Annotated in this window: 24 protein-coding genes; 18 read left to right on the forward strand and 6 right to left on the reverse strand. The window is 59.3% G+C overall.

Annotated features, from left to right (window positions below):
• Positions 1-56: 56 nt before the first annotated feature.
• The 3 genes from eno (at position 57) to ispD (ending at position 2,502) form a co-directional block, all read left to right on the forward strand.
• Complete coding sequence (eno, locus tag ACIQAL_RS01445) at positions 57-1,343, forward strand: phosphopyruvate hydratase (RefSeq protein ID WP_166593527.1); 1,287 nt, start codon at positions 57-59, stop codon at positions 1,341-1,343.
• Between the two features lie 158 nt (positions 1,344-1,501).
• Positions 1,502-1,780: a cell division protein FtsB gene (ftsB, locus tag ACIQAL_RS01450; RefSeq protein WP_074752716.1), complete on the forward strand. Its 279-nt coding sequence runs from the start codon at positions 1,502-1,504 to the stop codon at positions 1,778-1,780.
• A gap of 11 nt (positions 1,781-1,791) precedes the next feature.
• On the forward strand, positions 1,792-2,502 hold the full coding sequence (gene ispD / locus ACIQAL_RS01455) for a 2-C-methyl-D-erythritol 4-phosphate cytidylyltransferase (RefSeq protein ID WP_401141635.1): 711 nt from the start codon (positions 1,792-1,794) through the stop codon (positions 2,500-2,502).
• Between the two features lie 46 nt (positions 2,503-2,548).
• Here ispD and ACIQAL_RS01460 read toward each other — a convergent pair whose 3' ends face one another.
• Complete coding sequence (locus ACIQAL_RS01460) at positions 2,549-3,445, reverse strand: LysR substrate-binding domain-containing protein (RefSeq protein ID WP_401141638.1); 897 nt, start codon at positions 3,443-3,445, stop codon at positions 2,549-2,551.
• Positions 3,446-3,548: 103 nt separating this feature from the next.
• Here ACIQAL_RS01460 and ACIQAL_RS01465 point away from each other — a divergent pair, with 103 nt between their 5' ends.
• The 8 genes from ACIQAL_RS01465 to rpoS all read left to right on the forward strand — a co-directional run bounded on the left by ACIQAL_RS01465 (position 3,549) and on the right by rpoS (position 10,964).
• Positions 3,549-4,661 (forward strand): S-(hydroxymethyl)glutathione dehydrogenase/class III alcohol dehydrogenase, encoded by a 1,113-nt coding sequence (locus ACIQAL_RS01465; protein WP_401141639.1) that lies wholly within the window; start codon positions 3,549-3,551, stop codon positions 4,659-4,661.
• Positions 4,662-4,761: 100 nt separating this feature from the next.
• Positions 4,762-5,607: an S-formylglutathione hydrolase gene (gene fghA / locus ACIQAL_RS01470; protein WP_401141642.1), complete on the forward strand. Its 846-nt coding sequence runs from the start codon at positions 4,762-4,764 to the stop codon at positions 5,605-5,607.
• 203 nt (positions 5,608-5,810) lie between these two features.
• On the forward strand, positions 5,811-6,284 hold the full coding sequence (gene ispF, locus ACIQAL_RS01475) for a 2-C-methyl-D-erythritol 2,4-cyclodiphosphate synthase (RefSeq protein ID WP_166593522.1): 474 nt from the start codon (positions 5,811-5,813) through the stop codon (positions 6,282-6,284).
• A complete protein-coding gene (gene truD, locus ACIQAL_RS01480) occupies positions 6,281-7,339 on the forward strand; it encodes a tRNA pseudouridine(13) synthase TruD (protein WP_401141645.1) in 1,059 nt (352 codons plus the stop codon). Before ispF ends, truD begins: the two co-directional genes overlap by 4 nt.
• On the forward strand, positions 7,327-8,076 hold the full coding sequence (surE, locus tag ACIQAL_RS01485) for a 5'/3'-nucleotidase SurE (protein WP_401141647.1): 750 nt from the start codon (positions 7,327-7,329) through the stop codon (positions 8,074-8,076). The genes truD and surE overlap by 13 nt, the downstream gene beginning before the upstream one ends.
• Positions 8,076-8,753 carry a protein-L-isoaspartate(D-aspartate) O-methyltransferase gene (locus tag ACIQAL_RS01490; protein ID WP_166593519.1) on the forward strand — a complete coding sequence of 226 codons (678 nt, stop codon included), beginning with the start codon at positions 8,076-8,078 and terminating at the stop codon, positions 8,751-8,753. The genes surE and ACIQAL_RS01490 overlap by 1 nt, the downstream gene beginning before the upstream one ends.
• Before the next feature lie 190 nt (positions 8,754-8,943).
• Complete coding sequence (locus ACIQAL_RS01495; protein ID WP_401141650.1) at positions 8,944-9,855, forward strand: peptidoglycan DD-metalloendopeptidase family protein; 912 nt, start codon at positions 8,944-8,946, stop codon at positions 9,853-9,855.
• 104 nt (positions 9,856-9,959) lie between these two features.
• Positions 9,960-10,964: an RNA polymerase sigma factor RpoS gene (rpoS, locus tag ACIQAL_RS01500; RefSeq protein ID WP_401141653.1), complete on the forward strand. Its 1,005-nt coding sequence runs from the start codon at positions 9,960-9,962 to the stop codon at positions 10,962-10,964.
• 578 nt (positions 10,965-11,542) lie between these two features.
• On the opposite strand, the gene fdxA is transcribed toward rpoS, so the two are convergent.
• Positions 11,543-11,866 (reverse strand): ferredoxin FdxA, encoded by a 324-nt coding sequence (gene fdxA / locus ACIQAL_RS01505; protein WP_401141656.1) that lies wholly within the window; start codon positions 11,864-11,866, stop codon positions 11,543-11,545.
• 228 nt (positions 11,867-12,094) lie between these two features.
• Positions 12,095-14,662, reverse strand: coding sequence for a DNA mismatch repair protein MutS (mutS, locus tag ACIQAL_RS01510; RefSeq protein WP_401142384.1), 2,568 nt, complete (start codon positions 14,660-14,662; stop codon positions 12,095-12,097).
• Positions 14,663-15,141: 479 nt separating this feature from the next.
• Between mutS and ACIQAL_RS01515 the strand changes: the two genes are divergently transcribed.
• The 3 genes from ACIQAL_RS01515 (at position 15,142) to recX (ending at position 17,286) form a co-directional block, all read left to right on the forward strand.
• Complete coding sequence (locus ACIQAL_RS01515; RefSeq protein ID WP_401141658.1) at positions 15,142-15,660, forward strand: CinA family protein; 519 nt, start codon at positions 15,142-15,144, stop codon at positions 15,658-15,660.
• Positions 15,661-15,745: 85 nt separating this feature from the next.
• Positions 15,746-16,807 (forward strand): recombinase RecA, encoded by a 1,062-nt coding sequence (gene recA / locus ACIQAL_RS01520; RefSeq protein ID WP_166593514.1) that lies wholly within the window; start codon positions 15,746-15,748, stop codon positions 16,805-16,807.
• An 8-nt stretch (positions 16,808-16,815) separates the two neighbouring features.
• Positions 16,816-17,286: a recombination regulator RecX gene (recX, locus tag ACIQAL_RS01525; protein ID WP_401141660.1), complete on the forward strand. Its 471-nt coding sequence runs from the start codon at positions 16,816-16,818 to the stop codon at positions 17,284-17,286.
• Positions 17,287-17,374: 88 nt separating this feature from the next.
• On the opposite strand, the gene ACIQAL_RS01530 is transcribed toward recX, so the two are convergent.
• The gene (locus ACIQAL_RS01530) at positions 17,375-18,487 is read right to left on the reverse strand and encodes an LOG family protein (protein WP_401141663.1); all 1,113 of its coding nucleotides are present in this window, start codon (positions 18,485-18,487) and stop codon (positions 17,375-17,377) included.
• A gap of 496 nt (positions 18,488-18,983) precedes the next feature.
• Here ACIQAL_RS01530 and ACIQAL_RS01535 point away from each other — a divergent pair, with 496 nt between their 5' ends.
• Positions 18,984-19,172 carry a hypothetical protein gene (locus tag ACIQAL_RS01535; protein WP_166593511.1) on the forward strand — a complete coding sequence of 63 codons (189 nt, stop codon included), beginning with the start codon at positions 18,984-18,986 and terminating at the stop codon, positions 19,170-19,172.
• A gap of 5 nt (positions 19,173-19,177) precedes the next feature.
• Here ACIQAL_RS01535 and ACIQAL_RS01540 read toward each other — a convergent pair whose 3' ends face one another.
• Positions 19,178-19,603 carry a PA3611 family quorum-sensing-regulated virulence factor gene (locus ACIQAL_RS01540; RefSeq protein ID WP_166593510.1) on the reverse strand — a complete coding sequence of 142 codons (426 nt, stop codon included), beginning with the start codon at positions 19,601-19,603 and terminating at the stop codon, positions 19,178-19,180.
• A 221-nt stretch (positions 19,604-19,824) separates the two neighbouring features.
• On the opposite strand from ACIQAL_RS01540, the gene ACIQAL_RS01545 reads away from it, so the two are divergent.
• Positions 19,825-20,538 (forward strand): tRNA-uridine aminocarboxypropyltransferase, encoded by a 714-nt coding sequence (locus tag ACIQAL_RS01545; RefSeq protein ID WP_401141667.1) that lies wholly within the window; start codon positions 19,825-19,827, stop codon positions 20,536-20,538.
• A gap of 4 nt (positions 20,539-20,542) precedes the next feature.
• Here ACIQAL_RS01545 and ACIQAL_RS01550 read toward each other — a convergent pair whose 3' ends face one another.
• A complete protein-coding gene (locus ACIQAL_RS01550) occupies positions 20,543-21,427 on the reverse strand; it encodes a DMT family transporter (RefSeq protein ID WP_401141669.1) in 885 nt (294 codons plus the stop codon).
• Positions 21,428-21,654: 227 nt separating this feature from the next.
• On the opposite strand from ACIQAL_RS01550, the gene erdR reads away from it, so the two are divergent.
• Complete coding sequence (gene erdR, locus ACIQAL_RS01555) at positions 21,655-22,302, forward strand: response regulator transcription factor ErdR (RefSeq protein ID WP_166593507.1); 648 nt, start codon at positions 21,655-21,657, stop codon at positions 22,300-22,302.
• 107 nt (positions 22,303-22,409) lie between these two features.
• Entirely contained in the window at positions 22,410-22,778 is a 369-nt protein-coding gene (locus ACIQAL_RS01560; protein WP_172611002.1) for a diacylglycerol kinase, read from the forward strand.
• Positions 22,779-22,801: the final 23 nt, after the last annotated feature.

Here is a 22,801-nt window from a genome sequence, read left to right on the forward strand (position 1 = left end):
CGCCAGTCGTTTTTCCCAGCTGCGTCGTTTTCGTCAATCTTGGAGTGTTAACAACAATGGCAAAAATCGTCGACATCAAAGGTCGTGAAGTTCTCGACTCCCGTGGCAATCCCACCGTGGAAGCAGATGTGCTCCTCGACAACGGCATCATCGGCAGTGCTTGCGCGCCGTCCGGTGCTTCCACCGGCTCGCGTGAAGCACTTGAGCTGCGTGATGGCGACAAGAGCCGTTACATGGGCAAGGGCGTTCTGAAAGCAGTGGCCAACATCAATGGCCCGATCCGCGACCTGCTGCTGGGCAAGGACCCGGTTGACCAGAAGGCCCTGGATCACGCGATGATCAAGCTCGACGGCACTGAAAACAAAGCCAGCCTAGGCGCCAACGCGATCCTCGCTGTGTCGCTGGCTGCCGCGAAAGCCGCTGCCCAGGATCAGGACCTACCGCTGTACGCGCACATCGCCAACCTGAACGGCACGCCAGGCGTCTACTCGATGCCGGTCCCAATGATGAACATCATCAATGGTGGCGAGCATGCTGATAACAACATCGACATCCAGGAATTCATGGTTCAGCCGGTCGGCGCCAAGACCTTCTCCGAAGGCCTGCGCTGGGGCACCGAGATTTTCCACCACCTGAAAGCTGTTCTGAAGGCCCGTGGCCTGAACACTGCAGTGGGTGACGAAGGCGGTTTCGCACCGAACCTGAACTCCAACGCCGAAGCCTTGGACGCCATCGCCGAAGCCGTGAAAAACGCGGGCTACAAACTGGGCACCGACGTGACCCTGGCGCTGGATTGCGCGGCGAGCGAGTTCTACAAGAATGGCAAGTACGTCCTGAGCGAAGAAGGCGAGTATGACTCCGCCGGTTTTGCCGACTACCTGGCGGACCTGGTCAGCAAGCACCCGATCATCTCCATCGAAGACGGTCTGGACGAGTCTGATTGGGATGGCTGGAAAGTCCTGACCGACAAGATCGGCGACAAGATCCAGCTGGTGGGCGACGACCTGTTCGTGACTAACACCAAGATCCTGAAAGAAGGCATCGAGAAGAAGATTGGTAACTCGATCCTGATCAAGTTCAACCAGATCGGCACCCTGACCGAAACCCTGGAAGCCATCCAGATGGCCAAGGCCGCTGGTTACACCGCCGTTATCTCGCACCGTTCAGGCGAAACCGAAGACTCGACCATTGCCGATCTGGCGGTGGGCACCTCGGCAGGTCAGATCAAGACCGGTTCCCTGAGCCGTTCCGACCGTATCGCCAAGTACAACCAACTGCTGCGTATCGAAGAGCAATTGGGCGCCAAAGCGGTCTACCGTGGTCGCGGCGAGTTTCGCGGCTGATTACAAGATGGTAAAAAGGCAGCAGGCGTCGTAGGGGAATTCACCGGAAGGTGGGTGTTCCTGGCGTCCTGATCCACGAGCCCGGTGACCACCGGGCTCTTGGGCATTTGAAATGGTCGGTTTTGCTGTCTTTCTCCACCGGGTAACAGATATTCACAATGCGCAGTCCCAACTGGTTGTTCCTCGTTCTGCTCTTGCTGCTCGCTGGCTTGCAATACCGCCTATGGGTGGGTAACGGCAGCCTCGCGCAGGTGGCCAGTCTGACCCAGCAAATCGCCGATCAACATGCCGAAAACGATGCCTTGCTTGAGCGCAACCGTGTGCTGGATGCCGAGGTGTTGGAGTTGAAGAAGGGTCTGGAAACCGTTGAAGAACGTGCCCGTCATGAGCTGGGCATGGTCAAGGACGGCGAGACTCTTTATCAGTTGGCACAGTGACGTTTCTGTAAATGACTCAATCCCTTCCTGCCTTTTGGGCAGTGATTCCCGCAGCGGGCGTTGGTGCGCGCATGGCGGCAGACCGTCCCAAGCAATACCTGCAACTGGGCCGCCTCACGATTCTCGAACACAGCCTGCTTTGCTTTCTCGATCACCCCCGGCTCAAGGGGCTGGTGATCAGTCTGGCTGCGGACGACCCCTATTGGCCCACCTTGCCTTGCGCGCTGGATTCCCGGATTGAGCGGGTCGCGGGCGGCAAGGAGCGGGCAGATTCAGTCCTCAATGCGTTGTTGCATCTGCACGCCAGTGGCGCCGATGACAACGACTGGGTGCTGGTCCATGACGCCGCGCGGCCTAATCTTGCGCGCTCGGACCTGGACAACCTGCTGAATGAACTGGCGAACGACCCGGTGGGTGGTTTGCTGGCGGTCCCGGCCAAAGACACCCTCAAGCGTGCCGACGCCAATGGCCGCGTGACCGAAACCGTGGATCGCAGCCTGATCTGGCAGGCGTATACGCCGCAGATGTTTCGACTGGGGGCGTTGCATCGGGCGCTGGCGGACAGCCTGGTGTCGAACGTCTCGATCACCGACGAAGCCTCGGCGATAGAGTGGGCGGGGCAATCGCCGCGTCTGATCGAAGGCCGTGCCGACAACATTAAGGTGACGCGCCCGGAAGACCTGGAATGGTTGCGGCAGCGGCGGGGCGATTTTTCCCGCTGAAGCGGATCTGATGCGCCACGCTCCCACAGGGGGGGCTCAGTCCGCGTCACTGGCGGTACTCATCCCGCGCTGCCAACCCCGTCTTCAAATAATCCACCAACTTCCTGACCTTGGGCGACAAATGCCGTTGCTGAGGATACAACCCCCACACAGCCGTGCTGGGGGGCTGGTGGGCTTCGAGCAGTGAAATCAGTGCGCCGCTTTTCAGGTGTTCGAGCACGTAATAGTCGGGTAACTGACACAAACCTACCCCTTGCAACGCCGCATCCAGCACCGCCTGCCCACTGTTGCAGCGCCAGTTTCCCTGCACCCGCTGGGAAAATTCCCGGCCGTTCTGTTGCAGTAGCCAACTGTCGGAGCTGCCTATAAGGCAGTTATGGCGGTTCAATTCCGACAGGCTGTGAGGGCGGCCATACCGTTCTAAATAAGAAGGCGAGGCGCAGAGGTACATGCGTCGAGGGGCCAGCCGCGTGGCGACCAGTCGTGATTCTTGCAACCGACCCAAGCGTATCGCCAGGTCCATCCCTTCGTGCACCAGGTCCAACGTATTGTTGGTCAGCTCAATGTCCACGCGCAGTTGCGGGTAATCCTCCATGAACCGCGTCACCAAGGGCGCGATGAACCGCTCGCCGTAGGCCACGGCGCAGGTCATGCGCAGGAGGCCTTTGGGCTCGCTGGTGAGGTCGCCCACTGCGCGTAACGCTTCCTCGCGGCCATCTTGCAAGCGCTGGCAATGGTGCAGAAATGTCTGGCCCGCCTCCGTTAGCGCGACCTTGCGGGTACTCCTATATAGAAGACGGGTTTGCAGCCGCTCTTCCAGCCGGGCGATCTGCCGGCTGATGTGCGAAGACGAAACGCCCATTCGCTCTGCCGCTGCCGTGAACTGCCCGCATTCCGCCACTGCTACGAATTCGTCCAGCCCTTCCCAACGATTGGTGTACATCAATTATCCCTGTACAGCATTAATGTTTTGCTTTTCCACGGATTATTAATCAAACGGCACTGTTTTACACTCCGGGCTCGTTTTTACTTCGCTGGAGAAGATGATGATCAAGTCACGTGCTGCCGTTGCGTTCGGTCCCAATCAACCGCTGCAAATTGTTGAAGTGGACGTCGAAGCGCCAAAGGCTGGCGAGGTCCTGATCCGGACCATCGCCTCCGGCGTTTGCCACACCGACGCTTACACCTTGTCTGGCGCGGACTCCGAAGGCGTATTCCCGTGCATTCTGGGTCACGAAGGCGGCGGCATCGTTGAAGCCGTTGGCGAGGGCGTGACCTCGGTAGCGATCGGCGACCATGTGATCCCGCTGTACACCGCCGAATGCCGCGAGTGCAAATTCTGCAAATCCGGCAAGACCAACCTGTGCCAGAAAGTCCGTGCCACTCAAGGCAAGGGCCTGATGCCCGATGGCACCACCCGTTTCAGCTACAACGGCGAGCCGGTCTACCACTACATGGGCTGCTCGACGTTCTCCGAATACACCGTCGTGGCAGAAGTCTCCCTCGCGAAAATTCCTAAAGAAGCTCCGCTGGAAAAGGTCTGCCTGCTGGGTTGCGGCGTGACCACGGGCATCGGAGCCGTGCTCAACACGGCCAAGGTGGAAGAGGGCGCAACCGTGGCCATCTTCGGTCTCGGCGGCATTGGTCTGGCGGCGATCATTGGCGCGAAAATGGCCAAGGCCTCGCGCATCATTGCTATCGACATCAACCCTTCAAAATTCGACGTCGCCCGTGAACTGGGTGCCACCGATTTCGTGAACCCGAAAGACCATACCAAGCCGATTCAGGACGTCATCGTCGAACTGACCGATGGCGGCGTGGATTACAGCTTCGAGTGCATCGGCAACGTCAACCTCATGCGCGCCGCGCTGGAGTGCTGCCACAAGGGTTGGGGCGAGTCGATCATTATCGGTGTTGCACCGGCTGGCCAGGAAATCGCCACTCGCCCATTCCAGCTGGTGACCGGGCGCGTCTGGCGCGGTTCGGCTTTCGGCGGCGTCAAAGGCCGTACCGAACTGCCAAGCTACGTCGAGAAAGCCCAGAAAGGTGAAATCCCCTTGGACACCTTCATCACCCACACCATGGGCCTGGAAAAGATCAACGAAGCGTTCGACCTGATGCACGAAGGCAAAAGCATCCGCTCCGTCATCCATTTCTAAGTAGCAGCTTCAAGTTTCGAGCTGCAAGCTGCAAGAAGGCGCGCCATTGCCCCACTTGCAGCTTGTGGCTTGCGGCTCGCAGCTGAGGGAGGAACGACCGATGGGTCTGGAAAATATTTCGTGCCAGAAGAGCTTCGGCGGCTGGCATAAGCGTTACAAACATCATTCCGATGTGCTGGGTTGCGACATGGTGTTTGCCGTCTACCTGCCGCCGCAGGCCGAGCAGGGTGGCAAGCTGCCGGTGGTGTATTGGCTGTCTGGCCTGACCTGCACCGATGAGAACTTCATGCAAAAGGCCGGTGCCCAGCGCATCGCCGCCGAGCTTGGAATCATCATCGTCGCGCCTGACACCAGCCCCCGCGGCGCCGACGTGCCGGGTGATCCGGACAACGCTTACGACTTCGGTCTGGGCGCCGGTTTCTACCTGAATGCCACGGAGCAACCGTGGGCGCGTCACTACCGCATGTACGACTACGTGGTCAGTGAGCTACCGACGTTGATCGAAGCGCATTTCCCGGCCTCGGACAAACGCAGCATCAGCGGCCATTCGATGGGCGGTCACGGCGCACTGGTCTGTGCCTTGCGCAATCCGGGGCGTTACAAATCGGTGTCGGCGTTCTCGCCCATCACCAACCCGATGGATTGCCCGTGGGGGCAGAAAGCGTTCTCTCGTTATCTGGGCGAAGACCGTTCGCGCTGGCGCGAATGGGACGCCAGCGTGTTGATCGCCGACGCGGCCGAGCGCTTGCCTCTGCTGATCGATCAGGGCGATCGCGACGACTTCCTTGCCAATCAGCTCAAGCCCGAAGCGTTGGTGCAGGCGGCGAAGACGGTGGGTCACCCGGTGGAACTGCGCATGCAGCCCGGTTATGACCACAGCTATTACTTCATCGCCAGCTTCATCGAGGATCACCTGCGTTATCACGCCGTGGCGTTGGTGGGCTGAAACGCTGCCCCTCTGTGGGAGCGAATTCATTCGCGATTGAACCGTACATCCGACAGATCTTTATCGGCTGGACGACAGCATCGCGAATAAATTCGCTCCTACAGACATGCCGTCTCTGACAAGCTCTGTATCAGCCAGTCAGACGCCCTAATGTCCGACAAAGTAGGTAGAATCACGCCCTGACTTTTTCAGGGCGTTTTTTTATGCGTATTGGCCACGGCTATGATGTGCACCGTTTCGCCGAAGGCGATTTCATTACCTTGGGTGGGGTGCGGATTGCGCACAAGCATGGTTTGCTCGCACATTCCGACGGCGATGTCCTGTTGCACGCGTTGAGCGATGCCCTGCTGGGTGCTGCAGCGCTGGGCGACATTGGCAAGCATTTCCCCGATACCGACCCGCAATTCAAGGGCGCTGACAGCCGAGTGCTGCTGCGTCACGTCCTCAAGCAAGTGCAGGCCAAAGGCTGGAAGGTCGGCAACGTCGACGCCACCATCGTCGCTCAGGCCCCGAAAATGGCGCCGCACATCGACACCATGCGCGCGCTGATTGCCGAAGACCTTCAAGTCGAACTCGATCAGGTCAATGTCAAGGCGACCACCACCGAAAAGCTCGGCTTCACCGGCCGTGAAGAAGGCATCGCGGTTCACGCCGTTGCGCTGTTGATCGCCGCATGACTGAATTCGAACTCTTGGGCCCTCGGGCTTATGGCGAGACATTGGGGGTTGCGGTACTCAAAGCCACCGCCGAAGACTTTCAGGTCGATGAGGTGCTGGATATCCCGCTGTCGGGTGATGGCGAACACTTGTGGCTGTGGGTGGAAAAACGCGGGCTGAACACCGAAGAGGCTGCACGGCGATTGGCGAAAGCCGCCGGTGTGCCGTTGCGTACTGTGGCGTATGCCGGGTTGAAAGACCGTCAGGCGCTGACCCGTCAGTGGTTCAGCATCCAGTTGCCGGGCAAGGCCGATCCGGACATGTCGGCGGCCGAGAACGACACCCTGAAAATCCTCGACAGCAAGCGTCACAAGCGCAAATTGCAGCGCGGGGCCCATGCGGCCAACGGTTTCACCCTGCGCCTGACGCAGCTGCAGGCCGACAAGTCCCTGCTTGATCAGCGGCTTGAAGCCATCAAGCAGCACGGTATCCCCAATTATTTCGGTGCCCAGCGCTTTGGCTACGAAGGCGGCAACGTCGGCGAAGCCCGTCACTATGCCGAACGCCAGGCCCTGCCTGAACAGCGCAACGTGCGTTCGCGGCTGCTGTCGACGGCGCGCAGCTATTTGTTTAATCAGGTGCTGGCGGCGCGGGTCGCCGATGGCAGTTGGCAGCGGGCGCAGGTGGGCGACCTGTTGGCGTTCACCGACAGCCGCAGTTTCTTTCCGGCGGGCGAGGCCGAGTGCAGCGACCCGCGTCTGGCGATCCTCGATCTGCACCCGACCGGCCCGCAATGGGGCGCAGGCGATTCTCCTGCAGGTGGGGCCACCGCCGAGCTTGAAAACAGCGTCGCTCAACGCGAGTTCTCGCTTTGTAACTGGTTGATAAAAGCGGGAATGGAACACGAACGTCGCATCCTGCGACTGCCCATCGGGCGGTTGACGTGGCATTATCCCGAGCCTGACATTCTGCAACTGGAATTCGTCCTGCCCGCTGGATGCTTCGCCACCGCTTTGGTGCGCGAACTGGTTGATCTGGCGCCCGCAGGACAGACGGACAGCTCATGCGTATTCTGATTTCAAATGATGATGGGGTCTCGGCACCCGGACTCGCTGCGCTCCACGGAGCGCTGGCGGACTATGCCGAGTGCGCGGTCATTGCGCCCGATCAAGACAAGAGTGGGGCCAGCAGTTCGCTGACCCTTGATCGCCCGCTGCACCCTCATCGCCTGGACAATGGCTTCATCAGTCTCAATGGCACGCCTACCGACTGCGTTCACCTCGGCATCCATGGCCTGTTGGAGCATGAACCGGACATGGTGGTATCGGGCATCAACCTCGGCGCCAATCTGGGCGATGACGTGCTGTATTCCGGCACTGTCGCGGCAGCACTGGAAGGCCGTTTCCTGCAGCGCCCGTCGTTTGCCTTTTCATTTTTATCCCGCCAGGTCGATAACCTGGCAACGGCCGCGCACTACGCCCGGCTTCTGGTCGAAGCGCATGAGCAGCTCGACCTTCCACCCCGTACCGTATTGAACGTGAATATTCCCAACCTGCCACTTGAACATGTGCGCGGCATTCAACTGACCCGCCTGGGCCACCGGACCCGCGCTGCTACGCCCGTGCGGGTGGTCGATCCCCGTGGCCGGGCCGGTTACTGGATTGCGGCTGCCGGCGATGCCGAGGATGGTGGGCCAGGCACTGATTTTCACGCGGTCATGCAAGGGTATGTGTCGATTACACCGTTGCAGCTGGATCGAACCTATCAGGACGGTTTCAACAGCCTGAACGCTTGGCTGGAGGGAATGGCCTGATGTCCCGTGAACAAGATGATCTGTTGCGCCGTGGGGTGGGATTTACCTCCCAGCGAACCCGCGAGCGCCTGATTCAGCGCCTGTACGAAGAGGGCATCAGTAATACTCAGGTGCTCGATGTCATTCGCAAGACCCCTCGCCATCTGTTCGTTGACGAAGCGCTGGCTCACCGCGCCTACGAAGACACGGCGCTGCCCATCGGGAACAACCAGACGATTTCCCAGCCCTACATGGTGGCGCGCATGAGCGAACTGCTGTTGGCGGCCGGGCCTCTGGATAAAGTGCTGGAGATCGGCACTGGCTCTGGTTATCAAACCGCCGTGCTCGCGCAACTGGTCGAGCGGGTGTTCTCCGTCGAGCGGATCAAGGTGTTGCAGGATCGGGCCAAGGAACGTCTGCTCGAACTCAATCTGCGCAATATGGTGTTTCGTTGGGGGGATGGCTGGGAAGGCTGGCCGGCGCTCGCGCCTTATAACGGCATCATCGTCACCGCCGTGGCGACCGACGTGCCGCAGGCCTTGCTGGACCAACTGGCACCCGGCGGTCGTCTGGTGATTCCGGTGGGGTCGGGTGAGGTGCAGCAACTGATGCTGATCATCCGTGAGGACAACGGCTTCTCCCGGCATGTCCTGGGGGCTGTCCGTTTCGTGCCTTTGCTCAACGGGCCGCTGGCGTAAGCGCTGTTTTGCAGCTGCAATGAATTCCGTGAGGCGCCACCTGTCTACAGGCTGGCGATTTTCGATGAGGGCCTGGCCCGTCGACGTCTCTCGCCGTGAAGTTTTTCGTAACCAGTTTCCCCATGGCTGCCGGTCATCACCAAGACACAATAGGCAGCTTTAATTCAGTCACCAGTAAAGGGAGTGGCGGGTGAGTCTCACAGTCATTCGGCAGCGTACGTTTTCAGCAAGTTTTCCACGTCTGGTGATTGGCATTGCTTTGAGTGTCCTTCTGGTCGGTTGCTCCAGCGCGCCTTCGGGGGGCGTGCGTGTCGTCGACCGCAACGCTGCCAAGCCCGCTGCGCCGGTTCGTCAGCCTGTCACGACCGGTCAGTACGTCGTCAAACGCGGCGATACCCTGTTTTCCATTGCCTTTCGTTACGGTTGGGACTGGAAGGCATTGGCAGCCCGTAACAACCTCCCTGAGCCTTACACCATCCACGTCGGCCAGACCATTCGCTTCGACGGGCGCTCGAATTCGAGTGCACCTGTCGTAGCGGCGGCGCCGGTGGTTGTACCTCAGGCCGCAGCGTCCGGGAGCACCACGTCCAATTCAAGTTCGCCTTCGGGTTCAATCAAGACCACCGTTATTACACGTCCTGTTGATTCAACTTCAGGGAGTAATGGGGCGCCCGCAACTACGCCTGTAACGACGCCAGTGAACACGCCCGTTATTGCGGGAGCGCGTTCTCCGAGCGGTTGGGCGTGGCCAACTAGTGGTGTTTTGATTGGCAAATTTTCTTCAAACGGTAGTTTGAATAAAGGCATTGATATCGCCGGTGATTTGGGACAGCCTGTTTTGGCCGCGTCTGATGGTTCTGTTGTATACGCCGGGAGTGGATTACGGGGCTACGGCGAATTAGTGATCATCAAACACAGCGATACCTACGTCAGTGCTTACGGTCACAACCGTAGGCTTTTGGTTCGGGAGGGGCAACAGGTCAAGGCAGGGCAGGCAATTGCCGAGATGGGGTCCACGGGGACTGACCGGGTGAAACTCCACTTTGAGATTCGCCGTCAGGGTAAACCGGTAGACCCACTGGAATTCTTGCCACGTCGTTGATCAGTTGTCAGCCTGTTCCTGCCGTAGAGGGGACAGGCTCACGTGATGCCAAGGAAAAAGGCGCCACTGGAGCTTGAGGTCGAACTCACCAAAGGACTATAACAATGGCTCTCAACAGAGAAGTGCCGGAGTTTGACATAGACGACGAGGTCCTCCTTATGGAGCACGGGATCGTCCTGGATTCTGCAGCGGATGAGAAGCCAGCTACACCTTCTGTTCGTGCGAAGACCAAAAACTCCACAGCACTCAAGCAACACAAGTACATCGACTATACGCGGGCACTGGATGCCACGCAGCTGTACCTCAATGAAATCGGTTTCTCTCCGTTGCTGTCTCCGGAAGAAGAGGTTCACTTTGCGCGTCTATCGCAGAAGGGGGACCCGGCCGGACGCAAACGCATGATTGAGAGCAATCTGCGCCTGGTCGTCAAAATCGCCAGACGCTACGTCAATCGTGGCTTGTCATTGCTGGACCTGATCGAAGAGGGCAACCTCGGCCTGATTCGAGCGGTCGAGAAATTTGATCCGGAGCGCGGATTCCGGTTCTCCACATACGCGACCTGGTGGATTCGTCAGACCATCGAGCGCGCCATCATGAATCAGACGCGGACCATCCGCCTGCCGATTCACGTGGTCAAAGAGCTTAACGTTTACTTGCGTGCGGCACGTGAGCTGACACAGAAGCTTGACCATGAGCCATCCCCTGAAGAAATCGCCAACCTGCTGGAGAAGCCAGTGGGTGAGGTCAAGCGCATGCTGGGTCTCAATGAGCGGGTTTCCTCTGTGGACGTTTCGCTCGGGCCTGACTCGGACAAAACCCTGCTCGACACGCTGACGGACGATCGGCCCACTGACCCCTGTGAGTTACTGCAGGACGACGACCTGTCCCAAAGCATCGATCAGTGGCTGTCTGAGCTGACCGACAAGCAGCGCGAAGTGGTGGTACGCCGCTTTGGGTTGCGTGGTCATGAGAGCAGCACACTGGAAGACGTTGGTCTGGAGATTGGTCTCACCCGCGAGCGTGTACGGCAGATTCAGGTCGAAGGCTTGAAGCGTCTGCGGGAGATTCTTGAGAAAAACGGCCTGTCGAGCGAATCGTTGTTTCAATGATTCGGCCCGTGTCTTGTCTGCTTCAATAGCGTGATGGCATCGAAAAAGCCCCGATTATTCGGGGCTTTTTTTATTGTGACGATATGAAGTTGTGATCATGAATAATCAATTATATTTGCAGCAGTGTATGTCGTGTTTAATCTTTCTTCAGAATGTGGGGATATCTAACTTTAGTTGTAAGACATTTCTTACGCGAGCTGTCAGTCATTGCATTTAAAGCTGACAGTGAGAGTCGCCTTCATTTGCACGATATTGTTTATCTCACTGATTTACCGGCTGTTTATTTTTAGTGGTGTATGCCACCTCGAATCTTTTTGCAAACTCCGGGGTATTGCCCTGTTCGAATAAATCACTACTATCAGAACTGTACCGACGGATTGGTACAGGCGGTCAAGGAAGACTGCTCAAGGACATCGCAGGATGCGATTCATCAGGACGATGAAAAAGGATTGAAGGGATTACGGAAAAAATGTGGGCGGGTCAAACCGCCCCTTTTTTTGCCTGCGAAAAGGCAGGCATATGTCGCACAGCAAAAAGGCCCCGAGGGGCCTTTTGCGTTTTCGGGGATCGCGCGGGGCTTAGCGCTCCAGGTCAGCGATCTTGCCAGGCTTGCCGTCCCACTCTTCAGCGTCCGGCAGCGGGTCTTTGCGCTCGGTGATGTTGGGCCAGACATCTGCCAGCTCGGCGTTCAGCTCGATGAAGTTCTCCATGCCGGCCGGAATCTCGTCTTCAGAGAAAATCGCAGTGGCGGGGCATTCGGGCTCGCAGAGGGCACAGTCGATGCACTCGTCCGGGTGAATCACCAGGAAATTCGGGCCTTCGTAGAAGCAGTCCACCGGACAGACTTCTACGCAGTCGGTGTACTTGCACTTGATGCAGTTGTCGGTGACGACGAAGGTCATTTCTAATTCTCTCCTCAGGCGGCGGCAGCAGAGCCCTTCACGTCAGGGTTGCTCGGTTGGGATCGTTCCCGGCCATTCAGAACACAGTCAGTCCGGCCCACCCTGCGGGGCAGGAGGGGCGTGGCTTGGTTCGCCATGATCGAACGCGGCTCGGATTTCATACAGCCAGGCTAAAGGCCGTACCGTTCCCAAACCGCGCGGGATTCTAACAGCTTGTTGCAAATACCGTTAGATCCGGTTTTGCAGTCCATATAACAAATCGAGCGCCTGGCGCGGTGTCATGTCATCGATTTTCAGCTTCGACAACTCCTCCAGCACCGGGTGCGGCAGGGTGGCGAACATGTCCGCCTGCTGTGGCGCAGGTGCCTTACCGGGTTTTGGCTTGGGCTGCTCGTGGGGCAGGCTGGTGGTTTCCAGACGCTGCAAGTGCTCCTTCGCACGGGTAATAACGTTGCCTGGAACGCCCGCCAGCTGGGCCACGGCCAGACCATAGCTCTGGCTTGCGGGGCCGGGCAGGACGCGGTGCAGGAACACGATGCGCTCGTTGTGCTCGGTCGCGTTGAGGTGCACGTTCGCCACCAGTGGCTCGCTTTCCGGTAACACCGTCAGCTCGAAATAGTGCGTGGCGAACAAGGTGTACGCCCGCAACTGGGCGAGACATTCTGCCGCAGCCCATGCCAGGGAAAGCCCGTCAAAGGTGCTGGTCCCGCGACCGACTTCGTCCATCAGCACCAGGCTCTTGTCGGTGGCGTTGTGCAGGATGTTCGCGGTTTCGCTCATTTCCACCATGAACGTCGAACGGCCACCGGCCAGGTCATCGCTGGAGCCGATGCGGGTGAAGATGCGGTCCACCAGCGACAGCTCACAACTGGCCGCAGGCACGAAACTGCCGATGTGCGCCAACAGCACGATCAGCGCGGTCTGGCGCATGTAGGTGGATTTACCGCCCATGTTAGGACCGGTGATCACCAGCATGCGGGTGTTGTCGTTGAGGTCCAGGTCGTTGGCCACGAACGGCGTTGAAAGCACCTGCTCGACCACCGGATGACGACCTTGCTCGATGCGCATGCACGGCTCGTCGATGAAGCGCGGACGGTTGAGGTCCAGGTTCAGCGCGCGCTCGGCCAGGTTGCTCAACACGTCCAGCTCAGCCAGTGCGGCGGCGGTGTCCTGAAGCGGCGCGAGATGGCCGATCAGGTCTTCCAGCAGCGCCTCGTAGAGCATCTTCTCGCGGGCAAGCGCACGGCTCTTGGCTGACAAGGCCTTGTCTTCGAATTCTTTCAGCTCGGGCGTGATGAAACGCTCGGCGCCCTTGAGCGTCTGGCGACGGATGTAATCGGCTGGCGCTTGCTCGGCCTGCTTGCTCGGCAGCTCGATGAAATAGCCGTGCACGCGGTTGTAGCCGACCTTGAGGTTGGCGAGACCGGTGCGGGCTTTTTCGCGGGTTTCCAGATCGATCAGGAACTGTCCGGCGTTTTCGCTCAGCGACAGCAGTTCGTCCAGTTCACCGTCGTAGCCGGTTTTCAGCACGCCGCCATCGCGAATCACCGCAGGCGGGTTATCGATGATCGCCCGTTGCAGCAGATCAGCCAGCTCCGGGTAGGTACTGGCTGTTTTCGCCAGCGCTTGAATGTGCGGCGCTTCCAGTTCGGCCAACGCCAGTTGCAGCTCAGGCAGTGCGCCGAGAGCATCACGTAGGCGTGCGAGATCGCGAGGGCGAGCGTTACGCAGGCCGATCCGCGCCAGAATCCGCTCGATGTCGCCAATTTCCTTGAGCTGCGGTTGCAGGTTTTCGAAGCGGTAGCGCTCCAGGAAACAGCCGATGGATTCCTGACGGGCTTGCAGCACCTTCAGATCGCGCAAAGGCCGGTTCAGCCAACGGGTCAGCAAGCGCGTTGCCATGGCCGTCTGGCAGCGGTCCATGACCGATTGCAACGTGTTGTCGCGACCACCGGCGAGGTTGGTGTCCAGCTCCAGATTGCGGCGGCTGGCACCGTCGAGGATTACCGTGTCGTCCATGCGCTCGTGACGCAAGCTGCGCAGGTGGGGCAGGGCGGTGCGCTGGGTTTCCTTGGCGTAACCCAACAGGCAGCCCGCGGCGCCGATGGCCAGGGTCAGGGTTTCACAGCCGAAGCCTTTGAGGTCCTGGGTTGAAAACTGCTGGCACAGGCTTTTGTGCGCGGAATCCCGTTCGAAATCCCACGGCGCACGACGGCGCGTGCCTCGGCGTTTCTCGGCTGGTAAACCTTGTGGCCAATCGTCCGGGATCAGCAGTTCCACCGGGTTGATGCGCTCGAGCTCGGCCAGCAGGTTTTCCCAGCCCTTGATCTCTTGAACGGTGAAGTTGCCGCTGGTGATGTCCAGCACCGCAAGGCCGAACAGGCGTTCGTCGCCTAATACCGCCGCGATCAGGTTATCGCGACGCTCATCCAGCAAAGCTTCATCACTCACCGTGCCCGGCGTGATGATCCGCACGACCTGGCGCTCGACCGGCCCTTTGCTGGTGGCGGGGTCGCCGATCTGCTCACAGATCACCACCGACTCACCCAGTTTTACCAGCTTCGCCAAATAGCCCTCGGCCGCATGGTAAGGAATGCCGCACATGGGGATGCTCTGGCCCGCTGACTGACCGCGCGCGGTCAGCGTAATGTCCAGCAGCTTGGCGGCCTTCTTGGCGTCTTCGTAGAAAATCTCGTAGAAGTCGCCCATCCGATAAAACATCAGCTGATCCGGATGCTGATTTTTCAGCTTCCAGTACTGCTGCATCATGGGGGTGTGGGAAGAGAGATCGGAAATTGCTTTATTCATCAGTTATTTAGGCAAATTCGTTAGGAGATTTGGGCAAATGGAAGGGGTCGCGGGGAACACCACCTACGTGGTCCGACGTCAAATCCGATTGCTTTTGCGATGGGCGCAAGGTTACCACGCACGTTCGTTGGCCGCAGGTTCGGCGTATTCGTCACGGCGCGTTTCCGGATCGACATAAGCGCGGAACGGCTGTCTAGGCTGTCGGGGTCACTGCCCGATTCCGGGCAGGCTTATCGAAAGGGACTTTTATATGCGACGTAAACGTGGAAGGGATTCAACCAACGGGCGCTTCATTACGCTGGACGAAGCGCGCCGCCGCCCTCGGGAGACCGTTATCGAAACGGTCAAGAAACCCTGCTCCGAGAAACGGGAGCCGAAATAAAGCTTCATGCAGGCGCGGTCACGACTCAGGCCGCGTTCTGCCTTGCACCTGCACGTCGGTCGTGTAGCGTGTGCCCATCGCTTGAATGTTAGGGAGAAGAGTTGTGGACGAAATCACTCAATTGGCCACTGCCTTGGGTAAGGGCCTGTTGGAAGCCAAGGCGCAGGTCAGCACCGCCGAATCCTGCACCGGAGGCGGCATTGCCGAAGCCATTACCCGTATCCCCGGCAGCTCGGCCTGGTTCGAAGCCGGTTATGTCACGTATTCCAATCGTCAGAAGGCCCAGCAGTTGGGCGTGTCTGAAGCATTGTTCGGCCGAGTCGGTGCCGTCAGTCGGGACGTGGTCGAGGCTATGGCGCGGGGCGCTCAAGTCAACAGCGCGGCGAAGTTCTCAGTGGCGGTCAGTGGTGTGGCCGGCCCCGATGGCGGCTCGCCAGACAAGCCGGTCGGCACCGTCTGGATCTGTTGGGGGGCAGCCGATCAACTGATTGCCGAGCGTTTTCAGTTCGCTGGAGACCGGGATGCCGTGCGCCGACAAACGGTAAAGGCCGCTCTAGAGGGGCTGATCCGCCTCGCTCGCGGAGAAATACCAAATCGGGGGTAGGCGCGCGCGCAACCCTGTGGAATAATACTGTTCACTTATACAGTTATATCGGCCGACAGGCCTAACCGATTACGAGAGGACTTCAATGGACGACAACAAGAAGAAAGCCTTGGCTGCGGCCTTGGGTCAGATCGAGCGTCAGTTCGGCAAAGGCGCCGTGATGCGCATGGGCGACCACGACCGCCAGGCTATTCCTGCTATCTCCACCGGCTCTCTGGGTCTCGATATCGCTCTGGGTATCGGCGGCCTGCCAAAAGGCCGGATCGTTGAAATCTACGGTCCTGAGTCTTCCGGTAAAACCACCATGACCCTGTCGGTCATCGCTGAAGCTCAGAAGATGGGCGCCACCTGTGCGTTCGTCGACGCCGAACACGCCCTCGACCCCGAGTACGCCGGCAAACTGGGCGTCAACGTTGACGACCTGCTGGTTTCGCAGCCGGACACCGGCGAACAGGCACTGGAAATCACCGACATGCTGGTGCGTTCCAACGCCATCGACGTGATCGTCGTCGACTCCGTGGCCGCGCTGGTGCCGAAGGCTGAAATCGAAGGTGAAATGGGCGACATGCACGTCGGCCTGCAAGCCCGTCTGATGTCTCAGGCGCTGCGTAAGATCACCGGTAACATCAAGAACGCCAACTGCCTCGTCATCTTCATCAACCAGATTCGTATGAAGATCGGCGTCATGTTCGGCAGCCCGGAAACCACCACCGGTGGTAACGCGCTGAAGTTCTACGCTTCGGTTCGTCTGGACATCCGCCGTACCGGCGCGGTGAAAGACGGCGACGAGGTGGTCGGTAGCGAAACCCGCGTCAAAGTCGTGAAGAACAAGGTGGCGCCTCCGTTCCGTCAGGCTGAATTCCAGATTCTGTACGGCAAGGGTATTTACCGTAACGGCGAAATCATTGACCTGGGCGTGCTGCACGGTCTGCTGGAGAAATCCGGTGCCTGGTACAGCTATCAGGGCAACAAGATTGGTCAGGGTAAAGCCAACTCGGCCAAGTTCCTGCAGGACAACCCGGAAATCGGCGCGACCCTGGAGAAGCAAATCCGTGAAAAACTGCTGACCGCAGCGCCGGATGTCAAAGCCCAATCGTCTCGCGTTGCCGCAGATGATGTGGCCGAAGTCGAAGACGCTGACATCTGATAGCAGCCATGTCGGTAGAGCTTGATACGCCCGTCGCCGTACGGCGTACTGCAATGGACCTGCTCGCACGTCGCGAGCACGGTCGAGTCGAGCTGACGCGTAAATTGCGTCAGCGCGGCGCCCCTCCTGAATTGATCGAAGCTGCTCTCGACCGTCTGACGGAAGAGGGGCTGCTGTCCGAATCCCGTTATCTCGAAAGTTTCGTTTCCTACCGTGCCCGTTCCGGATACGGTCCTTTGCGTATTCGCGAAGAGCTTGGGCAGCGCGGGTTGCAGCGCGCCGACATCGAGCTGGCGCTTCGGGAATGCGGCATCGATTGGCGAGAAAAGCTGGAAGAATCCTGGCAGCGCAAGTTCGGCGGGCAGTTGCCCAAGGATGCGCGTGAGCGGGGACAGCAAATGCGATTTCTAAGCTATCGAGGCTTTCCGCCGGAGCTCATAGGCCGCCTGTTAAGCGGTAAAGGCCTCGACGATTGGTGAACCTGCATCTGTAGAAGTCGGCTTGCTGGCGAACACTGCCTCGTTGGCGACGCACTCTAGCAAGCCGTATGGTCAAAAAAAACAAGGGTCACGTGGTTTTCAACGGCTCCCGCCCACGCGCCAGTTGAGCCTGTGCCGGCTTCGCCCAGTTCTCGCTCAGGTTGATGAAGTCCACCAATGCCCGCAAGCGTCCATGATTCCGGCCATTGAATTTGAAGGCGAGCCGCGAAAGGTGGCTGAACTGCTCGTCGTCGTGTTCGTCCTGATGCGCGTATTGCTGGAAGTCTTCGCTCAGTCGCAGGTCAGCAAAAGCGTTCTGCAGATGATCGAGAGCGTTTTCATTCAGCGCGTGATGCATGCGGATGACGAAGGTGTTCTTCAGCCAGCGGCTTGAATGGAAGTTGCTGTAGAACTGGTTGATTTCAGCCACCGCTTCCTCTGCGCTGTACACGAGCTTGAGCAGGTTCATGTCGGTGGGCAGGATGTAGCCGTTGGCTTCGAGTTCGTTGCGGATGAAATTCAGAGCGCCTTCCCAGAAGGTGCCCCCCGGTGCGTCCAGCAGGACAATCGGCACCAGCGGGCTTTTCCCGGTCTGGATCAGGGTCAGCACTTCCAGCGCTTCGTCCAGCGTACCGAAACCACCGGGACAGAGGACTAGCGCGTCGGCTTCCTTGACGAAGAACAGCTTACGTGTGAAGAAAAAGTGGAAAGGCAGCAGGTTGCCCGTGCCATCGACTGTGGCGTTGGCGTGCTGTTCGAAGGGCAGGGTGATATTGAAGCCCAGACTGTAATCCAGCCCCGCGCCTTCGTGGGCGGCGGCCATGATCCCGCCACCGGCGCCGGTGATGACCATCAGGTCGGAGGCTGCGAGCTGCTTGCCCAGTTCGCGAGCCAAGCCGTAGACGGGATGTTCGACCGGGGTTCGTGCCGAGCCGAAGACCGTGACCTTGCGGCGGCCTCGGAACTGTTCGAGTACGCGAAAGGCGTTATCCAGTTCGCGCAGGGCTTGCAGGGTGATTTTGGCGTTCCAGCGATTGCGATCGTCCTGAGCCATGCGCAGAACGGTCAGCATCATGTCGCGGTAAAGCGGGAGGTTCGGGCTGTTGGGGGCGACCAGGTCAAGTTGTTCTTCGATCTTCGCCAGGTCGATCCCGTTGTCCTGGAAGTGGCGGGACAACACGTCATTGGGTACGTAAGGCATGCAAACTTTCTCCTTCTGCAGAATCATCGACCCTGTCCATCGAGACAGGGTCACGACGCTTCATGCGTCGCTGCTGCTGGCCATCTCCATAATAGGGCTCAGGCTGGATGGCGACAGGGTCGCGCCACTGATTCTGTCTATGTCCTTGGTTGAAAAGAAAAAACATTGAGCGTAACGACAGCGGCAGGCAACCCCCTTTTGCCTCGACAGCGTGACGAAACCGTGACTGTTCGTAAAAACCGATGGCCTGATGATGTGCCCGAACACTGAGGCTGGCAATGCCCCCCTTCCGCCACTACATGAATGTTTTTCCACTCGTCGGTCAGTCGGGTCTCGGGCGTGGCCTCTGATTTACTGATAGGCATGGCAAGGTGAATGCCAGTGCAACCTGGATAGCGGCGGTTCGTGCTCAGCGGTTCGAGTGCGCACCGACGAGAAGTCGTCGAGGTTTGCCCATGCTGAAGGTATGGCATGGACAGCCCCATGGAGGGATGAAATGGAGATCAGGCTGGAAGTCGATGTGGATCTGTATCGGTCATTGAGCGAGGCGGCGCGTAGAAGCCATTCGACCGTAGAGCAGGAATGCATCAGGCGTCTGAGTCAAAACGGCAGGCGTTCTTACTACCTTCAAGCGCTGGTCGCCGAACTGCGCGCCGAAGATCAACAACGGCGCGCGGCGTCCTGAAAGCGTTATTTCTTCTTGGCGGGCGCCTTGGCGGCGCAGTCGGCTGCGGTGATCTGCTGGGTCGTGATCAGGCGGTTGGTTTTGTATTCCTTGAATTCGTAACGCAGGATCGCGCCTTTGGCCATCAACTGACGATAGCCAGGGTTGCGGCAGACGCTGGTGCCCAGTTGGCGACCCATCAGTTCCGGGTTTTCACGCATCTGCGCAGCCTGGCCGGCTTGCACGCTGAGGTGGTCGATCAGCACGCGGCCATCAACGGTGTAGCCTTCGTCGAGAATGTCTTCGCTGATGGCGTTGGGCTTGCCGACGTTGCTTTTCGCCGCGACTTGTTCCAGCTCTTTGTTCAGTTCGTAATCCTGTTTGGACGCCGCGTTGGCGAACAGCGGAGCGACGAGCAAAAGCGTGAGGGTAGGGGCGATAAGGCGAAGCATTGGACTCTCCTGGGGCAATGAACGTCGTTGGACCGACAGCGGCCGTGGGCGTTCACTGGTGACTGGGGGCGTTCGAGGGCGAGCAGTATAGGTGAGTCGCCTCGGCGGACACCAGTGAACCGGGTGGCTCTGATAGACTGCGCCGACTTTTTTACATCCCGGATGTCCTTCGTGTTCCTGTCTTGTCGCTACCTGACGCCCTCGCACGGGTGCCTTGTCCCATGACCCACGCCGTTGCGCGTCTGCGCGCCGAACGCCTCGCCCGCAGCACCAAGCCTTTCATCGCTCGAGGTTCTCGTGCGCCGCGATGTGCCGGGTGTCGGGTGATCGAGAGTTACTGCCTGTGTGGATGGAAGCCGGCGGTCGAGGCCAAGTCAGCGGTTTGTTTGTTGATGTATGACACCGAGCCGCTGAAACCCACCAACACCGGCTGGCTGATCGCTGATGTGATCGAGGACACCGAAGCCTTTAGTTGGTCCCGGACCGATATCGACGAGAAGCTGCCCGCGCTGCTGAATGACCCGCAATGGCAGCCGTACATCGTGTTCCCCGGCGAGTTCGTCGCGGCTGAGCGGGTGGTCACCGAGGTGAAGGTGGAAAACGGCAAGCGCCCGCTGTTCATTCTGCTCGACGCCACCTGGCCGGAAGCGCGCAAAATGTTTCGCAAGAGTCCGTACCTGGATCAATTGCCGGTGTTGAGTCTGGCGCCGGAACACATGTCGCGTTACCGGCTGCGCCGCTCGAAACGCGATGATCACTTCTGCACGGCTGAGGTCGCGGCGCTGTGTCTGGAACTGGCGGACGACCAGCAGGCGGCAAGTGTGCTGGACGCCTATCTGGATGTGTTCAGCGCCCATTACCTGGGCGCCAAGTTTCAACTGCCGATCGATCCGGACGATGCCCCGCACCGCTATTTGAAGGCGTTTATAGAGTGAGCGGTCAGCTGTGCGCTTTCCTCGGCCACAGCTGCGCCAGCAACATCCCCGCCAGCATCAATCCACACCCCACATAGCCGCGTACCTGCAAGGCCTCGCCCAGAATCCAGGCCCCGGCAATGGCCGCAAATACCGCTTCCAGCGACAGGATGATTGCGGCGTGAGAGGCAATCGCATGTTTTTGCGCGACGACTTGCAAGGTGTAGCCGATCCCCACCGCGACCACGCCGCCGTACAGGACAGAAGGCGCTGCCGCGACGATGGCGTCAAGCGCGACGGGCTCGAAAACCAGCGCGAGGATCAGGCTCACCACCGAGCAGGTGACGAACTGCAAAAACGCCAGACGCACCGGGTCGTGGCGACTGGCGAACACCCCCACCAGAATCACGTGCCCGCCCCAGACGAAGGCGCCAATCAGTTGCAGCCAGTCGCCGGACGCGACGTGAAAGTTCTCGCCCACGCTCAGCAGAAACATCCCCAGCACGGCGAGCAGGCAGCCCAGCCAGGTACCGATGCCGGTCTTATGCCCGAGGAACAGGCCCAGAATGGGCACTACAATCACATACAGCCCAGTGATGAAGCCCGAGTTGGTGACGCTGGTAAACAGCAGGCCGACCTGTTGCAGGTTGATGCCCAGCGCCAGTGCGAGGCCCATCACGATACCGCCTTGCAGCAAGCCTCGGGTCAGCAGGGGTTCCGGCTGAGGCCCTGTTGCGGGGCGGCGCACTATAAGTGGCAGCAGGCAGAGCGAACCGAGGGCAAAGCGCAGCCCTGAAAAGAGGTAGGGACCGATGTGATCCATGCCAGCGGTCTGGGCGACGAAGCCGCTGCCCCAGATCATCGCGGTCAGGAGCATGAGCAGATCCGCTCGCAGGGCGTGGTTTTGCATGATGGCACTCGTCAAGGCAGGGCCGCGAACTGTGCCGTAAACCGTCAGGCTTGACCACCCCGGCTGTGCTGGGCATCCTTGGCGCCGCGTGAATGTCTGAACGCCGTCATCTGTCTGCTTTGGACGGCATGGCACGCGTCAGATTGACGCACCGTGAAGGCTGGCATCTGCGGATGCCATCGTGAGGGCTGAATCCGTCGGCGCTCACTTATAAACAGGATCATGAAATGACCTACGAAATCCTGATCGCCGATGACCACCCTTTGTTTCGCAGTGCCTTGCACCAAGCCCTCACCCTGGGCCTCGGCCCGGACGCTCGACTGGTCGAAGCCGAAAGCATCGCCGATCTGGAAGCGCGCTTGACTGAAAAGGCCGATTGGGACCTCGTTCTTCTGGACCTCAATATGCCGGGCGCCTATGGCTTTTCAGGGCTGGTATTGCTGCGCGGTCAATACCCGCAGGTGCCGGTGGTGATGGTCTCGGCTCAGGAAGAGGCGGCCGTGGTGGTCAAGTCCCGCGAGTTCGGCGCCAGCGGTTTCATTCCCAAGTCCAGCTCGCTCGAAACGATTCAACAGGCGGTACGGACCGTGCTGGATGGCGATGTCTGGTGGCCCGCGCAGGTCAACGAGAGCGTCAGTGTTTCGGCGGAAGCCAAAGCTGCCAGCGAAGGCCTTGCCAGCCTGACACCTCAGCAATTCCGGGTGCTGACCATGGTCTGCGAAGGGTTGTTGAACAAGCAGATTGCCTATGAGTTGAGCGTGTCAGAAGCGACGATCAAAGCCCACGTGACTGCCATCTTCCGTAAGTTGAACGTACGGACCCGCACCCAGGCGGCGTTGTTGCTGCAACAACTGGAATCTATTTCGCCGAATTGAAAAGCCTGTTTCGGCGCTTTATCTGGCTCTTCAGCGGTGGCTCTTCACACTTTTTTGACCGCCGCTGAACTAGCCTCCACCGTCTTTATTGCTCAGTAGTTTCCTTTATGACGTCCCCATTCAAGGGCCAGACCGGCCTCAAACGTATCCTCAACGCTTCCGGCTATTCCCTCGACGGCCTGACCGCCGCCTTCAAAGGCGAAGCGGCGTTCCGTCAGTTGGTGTTGCTCAACGTCATTCTGATTCCGCTGTCGTTCGTGTTTCATGTCAGCCGGGGAGAGCGAGCGATCCTGATTGCCGTGTGCCTGCTGGCGTTGATCGTCGAGTTGCTGAACTCGGCCATTGAAGCCGCCATCGACCGCATCTCTCTGGACCGCCACCCGCTGTCCAAGAACGCCAAGGACATGGGCAGTGCGGCGCAGTTCGTGGCGTTGAGCATGATTGCCGTGGTGTGGGGGCTTATTTTGCTGGGGTGAGCCTGCCTTCAATGAGCCCAGCG

The sequence above is a fragment of the Pseudomonas sp. NPDC088368 genome, from assembly GCF_044753445.1.
In the GTDB taxonomy this organism is placed as follows: Bacteria; Pseudomonadota; Gammaproteobacteria; order Pseudomonadales; family Pseudomonadaceae; genus Aquipseudomonas; species Aquipseudomonas bambusae.

Coding starts and splice junctions, on each gene's coding strand:
- ftsB (WP_074752716.1), top strand. CDS start 1,502: ATGCGCAGTCCCAACTGGTTGTTCCTCGTTCTGCTCTTGCTGCTCGCT.
- rpoS (WP_401141653.1), top strand. CDS start 9,960: ATGGCTCTCAACAGAGAAGTGCCGGAGTTTGACATAGACGACGAGGTC.
- recA (WP_166593514.1), top strand. CDS start 15,746: ATGGACGACAACAAGAAGAAAGCCTTGGCTGCGGCCTTGGGTCAGATC.
- ACIQAL_RS01535 (WP_166593511.1), top strand. CDS start 18,984: ATGGAGATCAGGCTGGAAGTCGATGTGGATCTGTATCGGTCATTGAGC.
- ACIQAL_RS01530 (WP_401141663.1), bottom strand. CDS start 18,487: ATGCCTTACGTACCCAATGACGTGTTGTCCCGCCACTTCCAGGACAAC.
- ACIQAL_RS01460 (WP_401141638.1), bottom strand. CDS start 3,445: ATGTACACCAATCGTTGGGAAGGGCTGGACGAATTCGTAGCAGTGGCG.
- ACIQAL_RS01560 (WP_172611002.1), top strand. CDS start 22,410: ATGACGTCCCCATTCAAGGGCCAGACCGGCCTCAAACGTATCCTCAAC.
- ACIQAL_RS01465 (WP_401141639.1), top strand. CDS start 3,549: ATGATCAAGTCACGTGCTGCCGTTGCGTTCGGTCCCAATCAACCGCTG.
- erdR (WP_166593507.1), top strand. CDS start 21,655: ATGACCTACGAAATCCTGATCGCCGATGACCACCCTTTGTTTCGCAGT.
- truD (WP_401141645.1), top strand. CDS start 6,281: ATGACTGAATTCGAACTCTTGGGCCCTCGGGCTTATGGCGAGACATTG.
- ACIQAL_RS01515 (WP_401141658.1), top strand. CDS start 15,142: ATGTTAGGGAGAAGAGTTGTGGACGAAATCACTCAATTGGCCACTGCC.
- ispF (WP_166593522.1), top strand. CDS start 5,811: ATGCGTATTGGCCACGGCTATGATGTGCACCGTTTCGCCGAAGGCGAT.
- ACIQAL_RS01540 (WP_166593510.1), bottom strand. CDS start 19,603: ATGCTTCGCCTTATCGCCCCTACCCTCACGCTTTTGCTCGTCGCTCCG.
- eno (WP_166593527.1), top strand. CDS start 57: ATGGCAAAAATCGTCGACATCAAAGGTCGTGAAGTTCTCGACTCCCGT.
- surE (WP_401141647.1), top strand. CDS start 7,327: ATGCGTATTCTGATTTCAAATGATGATGGGGTCTCGGCACCCGGACTC.
- ispD (WP_401141635.1), top strand. CDS start 1,792: ATGACTCAATCCCTTCCTGCCTTTTGGGCAGTGATTCCCGCAGCGGGC.
- ACIQAL_RS01490 (WP_166593519.1), top strand. CDS start 8,076: ATGTCCCGTGAACAAGATGATCTGTTGCGCCGTGGGGTGGGATTTACC.
- fghA (WP_401141642.1), top strand. CDS start 4,762: ATGGGTCTGGAAAATATTTCGTGCCAGAAGAGCTTCGGCGGCTGGCAT.
- ACIQAL_RS01550 (WP_401141669.1), bottom strand. CDS start 21,427: ATGCAAAACCACGCCCTGCGAGCGGATCTGCTCATGCTCCTGACCGCG.
- recX (WP_401141660.1), top strand. CDS start 16,816: ATGTCGGTAGAGCTTGATACGCCCGTCGCCGTACGGCGTACTGCAATG.
- fdxA (WP_401141656.1), bottom strand. CDS start 11,866: ATGACCTTCGTCGTCACCGACAACTGCATCAAGTGCAAGTACACCGAC.
- ACIQAL_RS01545 (WP_401141667.1), top strand. CDS start 19,825: ATGACCCACGCCGTTGCGCGTCTGCGCGCCGAACGCCTCGCCCGCAGC.